This window comes from Staphylococcus sp. HMSC068G11 (assembly GCF_001815825.1).
GTDB lineage: Bacteria > Bacillota > Bacilli > Staphylococcales > Staphylococcaceae > Staphylococcus > Staphylococcus epidermidis.
On sequence record NZ_KV822090.1, the window covers coordinates 292,678 to 307,402 of the forward strand.

Sequence of the window (14,725 nt, forward strand, 5' to 3'; positions counted from 1 at the left end):
ATGAATTAATAAGAGGACAGAGTATGAAAAGTTCAATAAAAGATATTATAAAATTAGAAGTTAATTATTCAAACATGATAGAGAATGACGATAAAAACAATGATGGTATAGCTGTCAGGGCAAAAAACAATGTTGAAATATCAGAAGATAAGACAATAGCTATAATAGACTTTGATTTCATATTAAAAAGCGTAAAAGCGAATACATGGGAAGAAAACAAAGACAAAGAGGAATTTTTTAAAAAAACTGGTGATGAAACAATAATTGGTAAATTAAAAGTCAAATATAAAGTCATATCTGAATTAAATATTATAGATGATACTAAACTAAGATTTACCTTATTAGAAATAGTGGAACCGTATTTTAGAAAAGAAGTTGAAACATTGTTGTCTAACATGAAATTACCACACTATGTATTACCTTATAGGTTCTGGGAAAATGAAGATAAATAATATTCGATTCAAAAACAAAGATAAAAATAGTATAAAAAAATTATATTCAATGGATGGAATTGATTTAATTGAAACAATAAAAGACAAGAGAGAGAAAAAAATTTTTTTATCTTCCATATTATATGGAATTAGACAATATACTCCTGAAAACTATAAAATGCAGATAAGTCTCGATCTTTTTTTAAGAAGAGTTTTGAATCAATACAAAATTGTAAAAAGAAGAGCAAATGAAAAAGTTTTAAAATTCGATGATAGACAATTGAGAATTTTAAATAAAATTTACGTTAACTTATCTAATGTTCAAGATAAAAATAATTATCTAGGTCAAATTATTGAGTATACATATTTAAAAGTCATACGGCGAAACGATACAGTTAATAAAATAGGACATGAACCTATTGTGTCGTATAAGAGAACAACTTTGCATGGAAATGAAAAGTTTAGTGGAAGACTTTTAGATTTTGTAAGTATTGAAGATTGGAAATATATAACTTTATGCGAATGCAAAGCTAATTTACAACGTGAATTTCATTCTTTAAAATTGGGTAAAAATAAAGCTTTAAAGCAAAAGCTTCAATTAATGAATCATTTAGAGAGTAAACTAATACAATGTCACTCTCGTAGTAGAGATAAAAATAATTTTGTTGAAGTTAATAAAGTAATTGTTACTGCGATTACACCTAACAATCAAAATCAATTACCTAGACATTACCAAAGAACTATTCCAATTTTGTCTATTTCAGATTTAATTAACATGCTTTAGGGATAAAATAATTGAATTTAAGATATTTTATTTTCACACCACTAACTAAATAGTGGTGTATTTAATGCTGAGAAACTGCCTGTGTCGCAGTGGGAAATGAGATAGTGTAAGTATGTATCTTAACTGCATGTATGACAATTAAATATTTAATGATTACTATACATAATCGGATTAACATATGGGTGAACAAATCGTTCACTCTTTTTTTATGAGGTAGCAAAATACGATGTCATGACATAGCTGATTGAACAGAAATGTTCACTGTGACTATATTTATATTTAGAAAACCGATATAATAATCACTAACGAAAACTTGTATTACGATATATAAAATTTAGCAGAGGTTACTTATGAAACATTTAAAAAAATATTTCCATCTTTACATATTGGCTTTATTAGTTTTTATTTTTTGTTTCTCTGTAGTGATAGAAACCATTTTTAAAATAGATTTTAAAGATTGTTTAATGATTTCAATTTCTTTTTTAGGTTTATTCGCTACATTTGGAGGTGCTTATCTAGGCGCTAAAATATCAGGGGATAATGCTTTAAAACTATCTAATCGGGAACTATTTATAAAAAATACAAAGGAATTATTTAATTTAATTAGTGATTATAAAAAGAGTTCTTTAAACACCTTACAAGAAATTAAGGACAATGTAATTATTTGTAGTGAACTTGAAAAAATTCCTTATCTCGAAGTAAATTTAAAAACATTTGAAACAACTTATAATGAATTGAAAGATACTTATTTACGAATTAAATTATTAAATCAATATGTATTTTTAAGTGAAAAATTAATTGAGGAGATAAAACCTCCATCACAATTAAAAATAGTAAGCTATCCATCAACTATATGGTTGGTAAATGAAACCAATGAAAATGGTATAATTCGAAAAGTTTTAGATGAAGATTTTTATGATTATCAAGATACTTTAAGTAAGGTGAATGAGAATTTTCATAAGATAATAAAAAACATTGATACTTTAAGAGATGAACTTATAGAGAAAATTTAATAAAAGTAGAGAGATTGGAAAATCCTTTTGTTGGAATGGTATATTTTAAAAATTTTCATAGTATTTAGTTAATAAAACGCTGAGCCGATAAAGGTTTGAAGTTAATTTTTCAAATTAATTCGTGCCAGGTACTAAAAATGATACACTGAGAGGAATATTCTATTGCATAGAGAAATCGTTATACAGGATATAAAATGCTGATCATTGCAAATAAAGTATTAAAGATTTATTTATGTAATGATTACTGGTCATAATGGAGTGTATAAACTAAAAATAATAGAGATAATAGAATTTAAAAATGTTGCCCCAAATATCTTGTGTTTTTTCAATTTTAACATTTTACACACAACTGAATAGACAATGTAAACGTTGATATGACAACACTTATAGCGATTTATACATGAATAGATAAACGCATTAATGAACTCCCGCCGTCTCCATTATATAGCCTGCAACCCATGTGGTTGTGGGCTTTTTGTTTTTGTTGCCATAGTATTGCCCCAGATGTGCCACATCTCATAAGAAAAAAGGCTGAGACATAATTCCTAGCAAAATAGCCAATAAATGAGTTTTTTATAAATTCATTTACTGGCTATTTTATTTACAATACTTCGTGTTGTTAGCTCGCTTTTTTAGGGGACAGCTTCAGCCTGTAGTCTTCAGCTTGTCCTATCCCCCTCAAGTTATTCAAAACTGACTGAGTCCAAAGATAAGCTTCGTTAAATTGATCAGTTACTTTTGCATTATTTTGATCAACCATTTTCAGCCATTTATTATTTCCAACTGTACTTGGGTTAATTTCTTTTAAGGTAGTGTCACTGTAAATAACTGCATTTAAAATGTTATCTGGATTAGTTTCAATTTCAATATCATTGGTACCTAAATATATATCAGAGGTAATATCAGCATATTCATATCGATCTGTTCAAGCATAAACAAAACACCCAGTTTAATTATCTACATTTCCTTTACTGTCTTTTTGGATATACTGCTATTGCTTGGAAGTCGTTAACTTTATTGACCCGCGAAGCTTGAATTTTAAAATTTTGTTGAGTTCAATTTTGGGGTTCAATTGCTATCTTTTTATCTGATTGATGTATATTATAAACACTACTAGCTAGATTGTGATATGTGTTATTTTTAGTATGAAGATTGTCCGTTATTTCACCTCAAAGGAATGATTTTTTGAATAAAAAAGTAATATTAATATTCAGTATATTAATTAGTATAGGATTAATTGTTGGAGTCTTCTATTTAAAAGTGAAGAATGACAAAGAAAAAGAAATAAAGCAACAATACTATGATGAACAAAAAGAAAGGATAACATTATATATGAAATATAATGTTAAAGATTTCAAAAGTATTGATTTTACAAGTTGCGAAAGAGATCCAATGGGAGGTTACGCAATTAAAGGTTATATTAATAATAATAAAAAATTAAGCTATACTGCGTCTGCTTATTTAGATGAAAAAAATCAATTTGAAGGAGATTACTCAAGTACTGAAGAATTTGATAAAATAATTATTAAAAATCCTAAAACAGTTTCAGAAATAAAAAAAGAAGAGAAAAATAAGCAAAATGAAAATTAAAACTCTAGTTTTATTAATACTAGTAATTGTAACAATACTTTTAAGCATCTATTTAAAAATGAAGTATGATGAAAAGAAAGCGGCAGAGGAAAAGTATTACAATCAACAAAAAGACAGAATAGAACTTTTTATGAAATATAATGTTAAGGGTTATAAGAATACACATTTTACAAAAATTGAAAGAAATCCAATGGATGGTTATGATATTAGTGGATATGTAAATAGTGATAAAGATAAATCTTTTACTGTGGGTATAAGATCTACAGAAGATTTTCAGTTTGATGGAGATATAACAAGTTCTAATAATCTTGAAGTATTGTATCATAACAATATAAAGTCCGTTTCAGAAATAAAAAAGAAACAATCTAACAATGAAGCGAATAAAAATTGAATGAGGCTGGGAATTATGTCCCAGCCTCTTCTATATCCTTTTATAGTTAAAATTTTAGAACTTAAAATCATTTCAATTACGCTTTAAATAACTTAGAAATTATTTACATATTTTTTAACCCTTGAATATTAACTCTACAGTAATTGGAACTCATTATAAGTGAATGTGTCCTTTGGTATATCTATAATTTTTAGGGTCTTTAGGTGGAACAAGCGCTCTACTAATATTCAATAATCCAATTTTACCACATAACATTACGATAATAATAATAAACTCAGTCCAATTATAGTATTCGGAAGTTAAATCCATAGTGAGACCGACAGTACCGAATGCTGATACGACTTCGAAGAGTATTTTGAGTAAAGGTATATTGGAATTGATTATGGTAAGTATAAACGTAACCATACCGATAAATGCAATAGAAATGAGAATAGTTACGAAAGACAACTGTATGTATCTTTCTGATATTTCTCGATTAAATATAGAGTTGTTTTTTTCTTTGCGTATTGTATTAAAAATAGCGATTGTTGCAACAACAAAAGTTGTAACTTTTATACCACCTGCAGCACTCAATGGTGCACCTCCAATAAACATAAGAGCCATAAGTAATAAAGCTGTCGGTGTTTTAATGTTTCCAACGTCAATTGTGTTAAATCCTGCAGTCCTTGTTGTCACTGATTGGAAAAATGCATTTCCTATTTTTTCAATTAATCCCATGTGTAGCATAGAGTTTTGATTTTCTAGTAAAAAGAAGAAAACTGTGCCTATCAAAATTAATAAACCAGTGGTAGTTAACACGAGTTTAGAGTGTAGGGATAATTTTCTAAAACTTTTGGCGTTCCACAAATCAACCACAACTAAATGCCCCAAGCCTCCCAAAATGATAAGTATTGGAATAGTGATAATGATTACCGGATCATTTGAAAAGTCGATTAAGTTGTTTTTAAAAAGGGCGAATCCTGCGTTGTTAAATGCGGAAACTGAAGTGAATAGACTTAAAAATAGACCTTTACCTATACCAAATTTTGGAATAAACGATAAACATAGACAAAGTGTACCAAATAATTCAGTGGCAATGCTGTATATGGCTAGATGTTTAATAAGTTTAATTACACCACCGGGTTCGTCAATATTCCAAGTAATCATAAATAAAATTCTATTGTTAATTGATATTTTCTTATTTAAAAAGATGAGAGTTAGCATTGCTACTGTAACAATACCTAATCCACCAATTTGTATAAGTAATAAGATAATGATTTCTCCAAAAATATTAAATTGTGTTCCGACATCAACTGGTGATAGACCAGTTACTGTGAATGCACTAGAAGCTACAAACAATGCGTCAATAAAGTTAATGGGTTTCTTTCCTGTATAGGGCAAATAGAGTAGAAAAGCACCAATTAAAGTTGTCAACAGAAATAACATAAGATAGAAATATAAAGGTTTATTTACTTTGCTCATAAATTTCCACCATTCTTTATATGAGTTATATAACAAAGATGATAATATCATAAGTGAATTTTAAAGTGTAATAACTTGTTAAAGTTTTTAAATATTTACTATTCACAATGAGTATAAACACGATATCAGCTTTAAAAAGGTGCTTAGCTTGAATAAGTGATAATTTTTAAAATTGTAGTAGTAAGTATTCAATTAAAATACATCAAAATAAAGTGGGGGTTAATATGCGTAGTTTAATTAAGTTGGAAAATGCATTTATATTTATAATCATAATCGCTGTTTATTTTAAATTAGAATTTTCTATATGGCTGTTTTTACTTTTACTATTAGTTCCAGATATTTTTATGTTAGGATATGTGATTAATAGAAAAACAGGTAGTTATGTCTACAATATTGGACATACGTATATCACACCTATAATTATCGCGCTATTATATTTATACATTGATGAAAAGTTACTTTTACAGATTGCTTTAATATGGTTAGCTCATATTAGTATGGATAGAACTATGGGTTTCGGACTTAAATATTCATCAGATACTGATAAAACGATAATACAAAAGATATAATCATAGTTTTCTGAATAGATATTTCAAGTTATACAAGTCATGGTATTAACGATTTAATATAATACAGTAATGGAGAGTGATCATTAAATTTTTTGAATTACTTGATTAAATTAAATTAGAAATGAAGAGTGTGAAATTATTATACTTTTAACTTAATTAATGACTGTTCATAAATAAAATCCCCTAAACAATAATTATTGTCTAGGAGATTTAGCTTATAGTTTAAAAAGTTTTTGAAGTATGTTGCATCAAGGTATTAAACTCTTCATTTCTTATGTTACTTTGTGTAAGCGTAATTAAATGATTATCTAAATCTTTAATTGTCATTTCAATAGAATTCCATGGTTTTTCTTCAAGATCTTCCACGATATATTGAGAAGATATTCGTTGTTTTAAAATTCGAATATTTGGTACAAGTATATTTGTATAAACTGCATTACCGACCTCAAACTGCTTGCCAGAAATTAACATTATATCTTGATATTTTGCTAATCGTAAATGTTCCATTAAAACTTGATTTTGTTCATTTTTAAATTTAAAAATACTTTTAAAACCTAAATTCTCTTGATACCACTCTGATGATTTCTCAATGTCGTTAACTAAAATTTTATTAAACATAGGCATACTATATAATTCCATAGTTAATCCTCCTTTATTGGTAAGATCAACTTTAATCTATAACGTAACGTCAATGTCAAGGACGATAAAACAAATGAAGTCGATAGTATCAACGGTTAATTTTAGTTTATTTTCTAGGAGGCATTGTTGAAGTATCTTTAGTGATATTTTCAATGCAATTATTTTAATAAATAAAGTTAAGTGATCCATGATGGTTATATCTTTAATCATTAAAAGTTGGTATTAAAGGTAAGACATATATAGTGAATACATTAGTAATAAATAATAACGTATATGTTGAGATGATTAAATAAAAAAGAGCTATACATTAAATGATAGATTTTATCCATCTATACATAAAACGTTAGCCCTTATCTTTCGCTCAATTAAAAAATTTACGATTGTTGGTAAGTTTAATTGGTAGCGATAACTATATGCCTAAATAGTGTTTAGATATATAATGAACGAGATACCCCATTAAGCATAATACACCGAGTGATATAAAAACTGCAGAAAAATTTCTGCAATGACTTTTATAAGATAATCCTTGATTTTGTGCTAAAAAGAAACTAAAAATATATAGTCCGATTCCTATTATAAAAAAGCCTATAATTACGTATAACATATAAACCTCTTTCTATTTAGTTGAACTAAATGAAAATTTTTAATTTTTGTAATAATTATTTGCATCTAGAACTTTCTGTGCATCATCTCCTTCGTAATTACCATTGAGAATTTCGTCACGAATTTGCCTCTTACTAGAAGATAGTCTATTCCTAGTATTATTTCTCCATTCTTGATTTGGCATGTTCATATATTTGTTATTTGGCGTGTACTCAGGTTGTTATTGCAAATTGTTGAAGTGGTATTTGAATTTTGATTATATTGAGTATCTTTAGAATTATTACTTCCATCAATAGCTTGTTCTTGAGTTTGAATTGTATTTTGAGAGCTTTTAAGAATCATAAGTCACTGTAGTAATGTTCAATGAACTTATTCATTGCAATTCTTATGCTTGAGATGCTTTGTTTTTACTTTGACTTCTCATTTCAATATTTTTTCTGAGCTATATTTGGAGTTTAGACCACTTGCCGTTAAGAATAGTGATATTGATAAGAAAAACAACTAATATTTTAACTTTCATTAGTAATTTCTCCCAATATTAAAGTTATATAACTATTTATTTGAACAGCGAACCGAAAATAACAAACGTATTCCATATTTATTCTTATATAAAATACAGTATACAATGTAAATTTATAACCGACAATATTAGGATTAATTTCTACTGTATTATAGAGAATTTAAAATGTTGTCATTAACATATGATTTATCAAAATGATTTAAAAAATAGTATGATTGTTTATTGCTATATGTAATAAGGGGAATTTGAAATCATAAAAGTATCAATACTATATTGTTTATAACGTTAGGAAATAAAAAAGTTCCAAATGAATGCAAAAATGCAATTCTTTTGAAACTTTGTGTCTCATTAATTAATTATTTAATTGAATATTATAGAAATACCTTCTGACCATTTCTATAACCATCATCCAAACAATGTGTCCGAAAAATTCTGATAGGTGTTCTGAAAATGGTTGATTAAAAGCATTAGGTACGACATGCATCATCGGCATTAAGATTAAATGAAAAACGATCCAAATAACTATACCAAATAAAGCACCATAACCTAATGTGATTTTTGTATATTTCTTTGCGATATAAATATAGATGATTGCAATAGCGATAGAAAAACTATAGTGTACGATAAAACTTATCCAAGGTAATGCATGCTCAGAAAAATTGTATGTGAGATGGGTTATATCTGACGGTATTCCTAGTAATTGTAAGAGTTGTTGAGGTGGGTTAGTGGCATCTCTGCTAGGTGTTCGGGGTGGGAACATTACCTCCCAACCTAGTTTGACTACACCAGATAAAAGTCCTGCTATTATGCCAGCTATTAGTAGTTTAAACCTACTCTGATTTTTTTGATGATTCATTTTGCATGTCTCCTTATGTTCCTCATTTATATTTAAACACCATTAGCGTTGTTAAAAAGAGAAACTTTAATATAATTCAACCTAATTATATTACTTTTATGTCCTTTAAATGTTTAAATAATATGAACTTTAATTTACAGGAAATATTAGTTTTATAACATATTAAAAAATTGAGTTATAAAAAGTTAGAGAAGTTACAAACGAATACTCATTTAAGTTATTTAAATGAGATTAAGGGTATAATAACTTTAAAATTAAACAGATGTAAAAAGATGGAGGAAAAACATGGAAAATAAACCTGATTATTTTCACCACATTGAACATAGAAAGTTTCAAAGTAGCTCAAAAATTACATTATGGTTATCTTTAGTTATTACTATGATATTTACTGTAGTTGAGTTTGTAGGAGGTATTGTGTCAAATTCACTAGCGTTACTCTCTGACTCATTTCACATGCTAAGTGATGTTCTAGCATTAGGTTTATCAATGGTAGCGATTTATTTCTCGAGCAAGCCGCCTACAAAGAACTATACATATGGTTTTTTACGCTTGGAAATTATCGTAGCTTTTCTCAATGGCTTAGCACTTATTGTTATTTCACTAGGAATTATGTATGAGGGTATCATGAGAATTATACACCCTAGACCTGTTGAAAGTGGCATTATGATTCTAATTGCGTTTATTGGTTTAATTGCCAATATCGTATTGACCATCATTTTAATGATTTCTCTAAAGAAAGAGAATAATATTAATATTCAAAGTGCTTTATGGCATTTCATTGGTGATTTATTAAATTCTTTAGGTATTATTGTGGCGTTTGTGTTGATTCATTTTACTGGATGGAACATTGTTGACCCAATTATTAGTATTCTCATTTCATTGATTATTTTAAGAGGAGGATACAAAATTATTAAAAATGCTTCAAAAGTTCTGATGGAGCGTGTGCCGGATCGATATGATACAGATGAAATTATGGGAGCAATGAAAGATGTTGAAGGCGTGATAGATATTCATGAATTCCATTTATGGAGTGTTACAACGAATCAAAGTTCTTTAAGTGCACATGTTGTACTAAGTGATGACTACATTAAATCGCCTTATGCTACAATAAATAAAGTTTCGGATTTGTTAAAAACACAATACGGTTTAGAACATGTAACACTTCAAATTGAAAATATAAACCTCAATCATTTAGATGAGGATTATTTCAAACAACTTCAAGAATAGGGGAGTAGTATTTTACTGATTAAGAGTTTTTTGCATAAATAATGTGTATGAAAAAGTTACTTACACTCTAGTTATATAACTTTATCTTAATGAATTAAAAGGACTCCCAAATAAAGTTTGATGAGGATTATTTTATAGTCATTGGATACTAAATTTTATTATTCAAGTTTTATCTTTATGTCTTTTTGTGATGAAACTTGATAACGTTTGTAGAAATATTTTCACTAATTCTATTAATAATTCTGCCGTTATGACTATAGTTCTACTTCATTTTTCAGTGTGCTTTTTTGAAGTTGAATTTTGAATAGTATTGATTGAGCTATGTTCAGCGACAGACAATCATTAACGTAAAAAACCCCTCTAACAGGAGGGGCGGAGTAGAGAATAGTTTAATATTATTCGTTTTCGTTATTACCGAATAAACCTTTGATGAAAGAGATAACTTTTTTAACTAAGTTAATGATGAACATGTGACTCACCTCCTATGTATTTGTTAACTAAATTATAGTATTGAACTAAAGTAATTGGGTTTCTAGTTCTAAAGTAATCAAAAAATATTCTTAAGTGTAAAATAATTTCAAAAACAAAATAACTTTGAATTCTTTTCTGTTTCGAAAAATATGATATAATTTATGTATTTTATAATTATTATATGTTTGGTAAGGATTAATGTTTTAAAAGTAGGGAAAGAAAAAATTCTTGAAGAATTGTATTTCTTTCCCTAACTTTTTAACATGTAGAACATTCAAGTAAAATTCTATACGTTATGTCCTAACAGTTGAAAATGATTGATATAAATGTGTTTGTAATGTAGTCGTGTGAGATAAAATGCCTAAAGGTTTAATTATTAATTGTTCTCTTAAAGGCTTTGATTATTTTTCATCAGTTTTAAAAACATCTTTAAAAAATTGAACACCTTTATTTAATAAATCAAAAATAAACATGAAGTACACCTCCAATTCAATTGATTACAGTTACATTGTATTTGATTTATTTGATTAAAAGTTTAAGTTTGCGTAAATAGTAATATTAATTGCCACGCTGTTAAAAAAATAAATGTAAGAAAATAATATAGTTCTTAATCGTTAAATGTATTTATGATTTTATGAAAAGCTCATTTTGATTCTGAGTTTTAATAAACTATTAATCTGTACAATACCTTATTTATATAGCTTTTGACATTATTGAGAGTTCTAAAATTTATAAAATATAGAAAATACTTTACTTTTCCAAAAATAAGCGTATAGTAGTGATTAAGTAATAAAGTACGTGAAGTTGATTGTGGAATTATTTTTATAGAATATTCTCTTTTAATTAATGGATTTGTTACAAATATTTAGTGCAAAAGCACGTGGAGGTATTCTATATGAATAACGGTACAGTTAAATGGTTTAATGCAGAAAAAGGGTTTGGTTTCATCGAAAGAGAAAATGGCGGAGATGTATTCGTACATTTCTCAGCAATCGTTGAGGATGGTTATAAATCTTTAGAAGAAGGCCAAAGCGTTGAATTCGATATTGTCGAAGGAGAACGTGGAGAGCAAGCTGCAAACGTTGTTAAGATGTAATAATTATATATCTTTACTAAGTCTAGGACAGAAATAACTGTCTTAGGCTTTTTTTGTTGATAATTAAATTAATATTCAGTCCTTTAGTCAGATCTTCAACTGGTAGTTCGAATATCAATTTGTTATGTCTATAAAACATCTCTATTAAAATTCTCAATATAGCTTTCCACGTTGCATTTTATAGAATTTCTTGTGTGTAATTCTTTTTTTATTGTTGATTTATACTTATTAATATACTTTTTTTGGTTTTGTTTTAGAGCAAGTTTATCTATGATGATGATTGATGTATACCATAAGATCATAAAATTAAATAAAAGATAGCAATAAAAAGTGTAGTTGTTTTATAACGATTACTATATTTTAAATGTTAATTCTATTATATTTGTAGTAAAAACCTTTTTGAAATAAAAAAACGCCAATGCAGTTACTTTAATAATGACGAAAATTAAAGTCTGCACGGCGATAACAAGAAGTAATGTTAAACACTCACAGAGTGTAACATGTATAGGTTATCACAAAAATATATTTATATCTAACTAAATTGCTCTAAAGTGATGTGCTTTTTAAAAATCTTCTAAATAATAATTGAAACAATTATAAATTAAATAGTTACTTACTTTAAATTGACTGTGACGATCGATCAAACACACTAATCTCTTTCTCATGTATAGAAACAACAAGTGTGTGGTCATAAATTTGAATGTAATCTGTATTTAAGGCATTAAATTCAGCAAGTATTTTAAAAGAACCATTTCGCAATGGTTCTATAATCGAAATATCATCATGATTGTTTTGAATAATCAATTGTCGTTTGGAGTGATTGTTAATTGTCCAGTCTTTCATATTCATCACCTTACTTGTAATTTTTTAACCAAAGCTACGCTCAATTTCTGTAAAAGCTTTTGTTGTAACCTGAATATTATATATTTTGTTATCTTCAACCTCGCCATCTAAGTAACCTTCATTTATTAAGACTTTACAGTTATGAATGAAATCTTCATATTTTCTATCACAAAAATAATCATCTTGTGCCGTTACAGAATCTTTAAAATGATTAGCTTCTTCTTCTGGTTGCCCCGCATTAGACCTTTCCATATATAATTTATAAAATTTAGCTATTGTATATTTTTGTTCTTTTGTAAGGTTTTCCATCAAAATCTGCCTCCGACTATATTAAATAAATATTATTCCACTTATTAGATTTTAAGTAAGTGCAATTTTTTTAAGCATTACAATATTTATTTTAAAATTTAATTTACCTTTTCGACACCTTTTTGCACTGCGTTCGCAAATTTGTAAAAATCTTTAGTATATTTATCTGAATCACTACGTGTATGTCGATCTAATTTATAATGTTTGAAAAACTGTTTTCGCAATGCAGTCGTGAGTTCTAATTGGACACCTGAATTAGATTCATTTTTATTAGCTATATTATCTGATGACTTTGCATCGATTCTGTTAGGACTTTCTTTTACAGTAAAGTCTTTTTTACGCAATTCTTTTGCGATAGAGTGAGACATCTCTTTATCTTTGCCTCCGATATAAACAATAGGGTCATCTCCAGAGAATCCATGTATAGATAATGTTTCTTTAGTGTTTTTAAGTAACTTATCTAATATAGGTTCGTTAAAATGAGTGGATGTTACATGTAGTTGATCGTTATTAGATTTTCGAAGACCTTCAAAGGTATAAAAATTATATTTTCCAACATTGGAAATACGTCGTGCAATTTCAGTCGTACCAGGTTCGATACCTCCACCGTGAATTGCAGTGACTAAAATATCCTTATTTTTACGGTGTTTTGTTTTAATACGCCAATCTTTATTTTTTATCGTATCTTTTTTTAATTCAGTAAAATCTGCGTATCTATCCGTAGAATGAGAACGGTTTGTCTTTAAAGTATTAAAAAGTATTACAACAACAACACAAATTGCGATAATAACGATTGTCAAAATAATATAATATAATCTCGAATGCTGATTGTCTTTGTTTCTCATAGTAACTCCTTTTTTATATAAACAATAAATATTCTTAAATATTTAATAAGGTTATAAATTTAATTCCATTTAATTATTATATACTAAATTTTTACTATATATTTTCTATACCCATTTTGAATGGATACTAATTAATAAAATAAAAGAATTCAAAATCTTCACATTGTTTTAACAATAATGTGGTAATTTATAGTAAAGGGATGTGATGGTGTGATGAATAAAAATCTATTAAAAAAATACTTGAATGATGATAGTTTCAAAGCAGTTGTCGTTGTTATTGGGAATAAGAGAATTGTATTAGAGAATGATATTCATGTTGATTATGAAAACGAAGTTATTATTTATCCATGTAAAAATTGTACACGTATTATACCGTTTAGTTCAATTTCCTATTTAGAACTTATTGATAAGCAAGACCAATTTATTAACTTTTTTAAAGAAGGATGACTATAAATCCCAATGGTAATGTGAAAACGGAATAAGTTCACGTTACCATCGGGATTTTTAATATGTTTTTACTAATTTTAATTTATATTCATCTGTAAAATTATCTGTTAGCGCATAGGGTGAAATAATATATAAACCGTGATCACTTACGGAATTTTTGTCTACCCCGTATTTATATGCTTGATATATAATTTTAGTGCAATATGTAAATGTTTTGCTTTTTAAGTTGAGTGTAACAAGATATTCGCTATCACTGTTCTCATAATGATTCTTTGCCCATTGAGCTGCTTTTGATCCAGCGTTAGGGTGTGAACATCTATAGACTTTTATCCATTCATTTTTACCTTTTCCATATCTGTCACGATAAGATTCAAAATCTTCCGTTAATGGTTTATCCCCGGGGCCTTCAATTTGAAGTACAGTGTCATGATCAATTGCCAAACTACAGTGACCAAAAAAACCATTTAAAACAGGACCTTTTGTAATAATAATATCACCTGGTTTTAGCTGAAAACTTTTATTATCATTTGCAAAACTTTGGTTGGTAAATAACATGAGACTAAAAATAAAAAATATAAATGATAAGTATATGCTTTTAGATGTTAATTTCATATATTTATAGAAGCTCCT

General features: G+C 27.4%; 17 protein-coding genes. 9 read left to right on the top strand and 8 right to left on the bottom strand.

The features are described from left to right. Positions 1-23: 23 nt before the first annotated feature. From HMPREF3058_RS07670 to HMPREF3058_RS07690, 5 genes are all read left to right on the top strand, one after another. Positions 24-452 (top strand): hypothetical protein, encoded by a 429-nt coding sequence (locus HMPREF3058_RS07670; protein WP_070731275.1) that lies wholly within the window; start codon positions 24-26, stop codon positions 450-452. After that, positions 439-1,215: a pathogenicity island protein gene (locus tag HMPREF3058_RS07675; protein ID WP_070731278.1), complete on the top strand. Its 777-nt coding sequence runs from the start codon at positions 439-441 to the stop codon at positions 1,213-1,215. Before HMPREF3058_RS07670 ends, HMPREF3058_RS07675 begins: the two co-directional genes overlap by 14 nt. A gap of 350 nt (positions 1,216-1,565) precedes the next feature. Next, on the top strand, positions 1,566-2,228 hold the full coding sequence (locus HMPREF3058_RS07680) for a hypothetical protein (RefSeq protein WP_070731280.1): 663 nt from the start codon (positions 1,566-1,568) through the stop codon (positions 2,226-2,228). A gap of 1,185 nt (positions 2,229-3,413) precedes the next feature. Beyond that, positions 3,414-3,818 carry a DUF1433 domain-containing protein gene (locus HMPREF3058_RS07685; protein WP_002491222.1) on the top strand — a complete coding sequence of 135 codons (405 nt, stop codon included), beginning with the start codon at positions 3,414-3,416 and terminating at the stop codon, positions 3,816-3,818. After that, on the top strand, positions 3,808-4,209 hold the full coding sequence (locus HMPREF3058_RS07690; RefSeq protein ID WP_002491233.1) for a DUF1433 domain-containing protein: 402 nt from the start codon (positions 3,808-3,810) through the stop codon (positions 4,207-4,209). Before HMPREF3058_RS07685 ends, HMPREF3058_RS07690 begins: the two co-directional genes overlap by 11 nt. 153 nt (positions 4,210-4,362) lie before the next feature. Here HMPREF3058_RS07690 and HMPREF3058_RS07695 read toward each other — a convergent pair whose 3' ends face one another. Next, positions 4,363-5,670, bottom strand: coding sequence for a TrkH family potassium uptake protein (locus HMPREF3058_RS07695; RefSeq protein ID WP_002491227.1), 1,308 nt, complete (start codon positions 5,668-5,670; stop codon positions 4,363-4,365). Between the two features lie 224 nt (positions 5,671-5,894). Between HMPREF3058_RS07695 and HMPREF3058_RS07700 the strand changes: the two genes are divergently transcribed. Beyond that, positions 5,895-6,239: a DUF4260 domain-containing protein gene (locus tag HMPREF3058_RS07700; protein ID WP_002487175.1), complete on the top strand. Its 345-nt coding sequence runs from the start codon at positions 5,895-5,897 to the stop codon at positions 6,237-6,239. Between the two features lie 222 nt (positions 6,240-6,461). Here HMPREF3058_RS07700 and HMPREF3058_RS07705 read toward each other — a convergent pair whose 3' ends face one another. Then, on the bottom strand, positions 6,462-6,878 hold the full coding sequence (locus HMPREF3058_RS07705; protein ID WP_002474943.1) for a VOC family protein: 417 nt from the start codon (positions 6,876-6,878) through the stop codon (positions 6,462-6,464). Positions 6,879-8,353: 1,475 nt separating this feature from the next. Further along, positions 8,354-8,857, bottom strand: a complete 504-nt coding sequence (locus HMPREF3058_RS07710; RefSeq protein WP_002487167.1) for a YagU family protein — start codon at positions 8,855-8,857, stop codon at positions 8,354-8,356. A 285-nt stretch (positions 8,858-9,142) separates the two neighbouring features. Here HMPREF3058_RS07710 and HMPREF3058_RS07715 point away from each other — a divergent pair, with 285 nt between their 5' ends. Then, a complete protein-coding gene (locus tag HMPREF3058_RS07715; protein ID WP_002445993.1) occupies positions 9,143-10,084 on the top strand; it encodes a cation diffusion facilitator family transporter in 942 nt (313 codons plus the stop codon). Positions 10,085-10,479: 395 nt separating this feature from the next. Here the strand turns inward: HMPREF3058_RS07715 and HMPREF3058_RS12500 are convergent, their stop codons facing one another. Next, positions 10,480-10,554, bottom strand: coding sequence for an epsilon family phenol-soluble modulin (locus HMPREF3058_RS12500; RefSeq protein WP_095658922.1), 75 nt, complete (start codon positions 10,552-10,554; stop codon positions 10,480-10,482). Between the two features lie 896 nt (positions 10,555-11,450). On the opposite strand from HMPREF3058_RS12500, the gene HMPREF3058_RS07720 reads away from it, so the two are divergent. After that, on the top strand, positions 11,451-11,651 hold the full coding sequence (locus HMPREF3058_RS07720; protein ID WP_001829681.1) for a cold-shock protein: 201 nt from the start codon (positions 11,451-11,453) through the stop codon (positions 11,649-11,651). A gap of 618 nt (positions 11,652-12,269) precedes the next feature. Here HMPREF3058_RS07720 and HMPREF3058_RS07725 read toward each other — a convergent pair. From HMPREF3058_RS07725 to HMPREF3058_RS07735, 3 genes are all read right to left on the bottom strand, one after another. Then, positions 12,270-12,494 carry a hypothetical protein gene (locus HMPREF3058_RS07725; protein ID WP_002474944.1) on the bottom strand — a complete coding sequence of 75 codons (225 nt, stop codon included), beginning with the start codon at positions 12,492-12,494 and terminating at the stop codon, positions 12,270-12,272. A gap of 24 nt (positions 12,495-12,518) precedes the next feature. Then, positions 12,519-12,803, bottom strand: a complete 285-nt coding sequence (locus HMPREF3058_RS07730; protein ID WP_001829635.1) for a hypothetical protein — start codon at positions 12,801-12,803, stop codon at positions 12,519-12,521. 98 nt (positions 12,804-12,901) lie between these two features. After that, complete coding sequence (locus HMPREF3058_RS07735; RefSeq protein WP_002457228.1) at positions 12,902-13,648, bottom strand: poly-gamma-glutamate hydrolase family protein; 747 nt, start codon at positions 13,646-13,648, stop codon at positions 12,902-12,904. 213 nt (positions 13,649-13,861) lie between these two features. Between HMPREF3058_RS07735 and HMPREF3058_RS07740 the strand changes: the two genes are divergently transcribed. Then, positions 13,862-14,095: a hypothetical protein gene (locus HMPREF3058_RS07740; protein WP_002445996.1), complete on the top strand. Its 234-nt coding sequence runs from the start codon at positions 13,862-13,864 to the stop codon at positions 14,093-14,095. Positions 14,096-14,152: 57 nt separating this feature from the next. Here the strand turns inward: HMPREF3058_RS07740 and lnsA are convergent, their stop codons facing one another. After that, complete coding sequence (gene lnsA / locus HMPREF3058_RS07745) at positions 14,153-14,707, bottom strand: lipoprotein N-acylation protein LnsA (protein ID WP_002475968.1); 555 nt, start codon at positions 14,705-14,707, stop codon at positions 14,153-14,155. Positions 14,708-14,725: the final 18 nt, after the last annotated feature.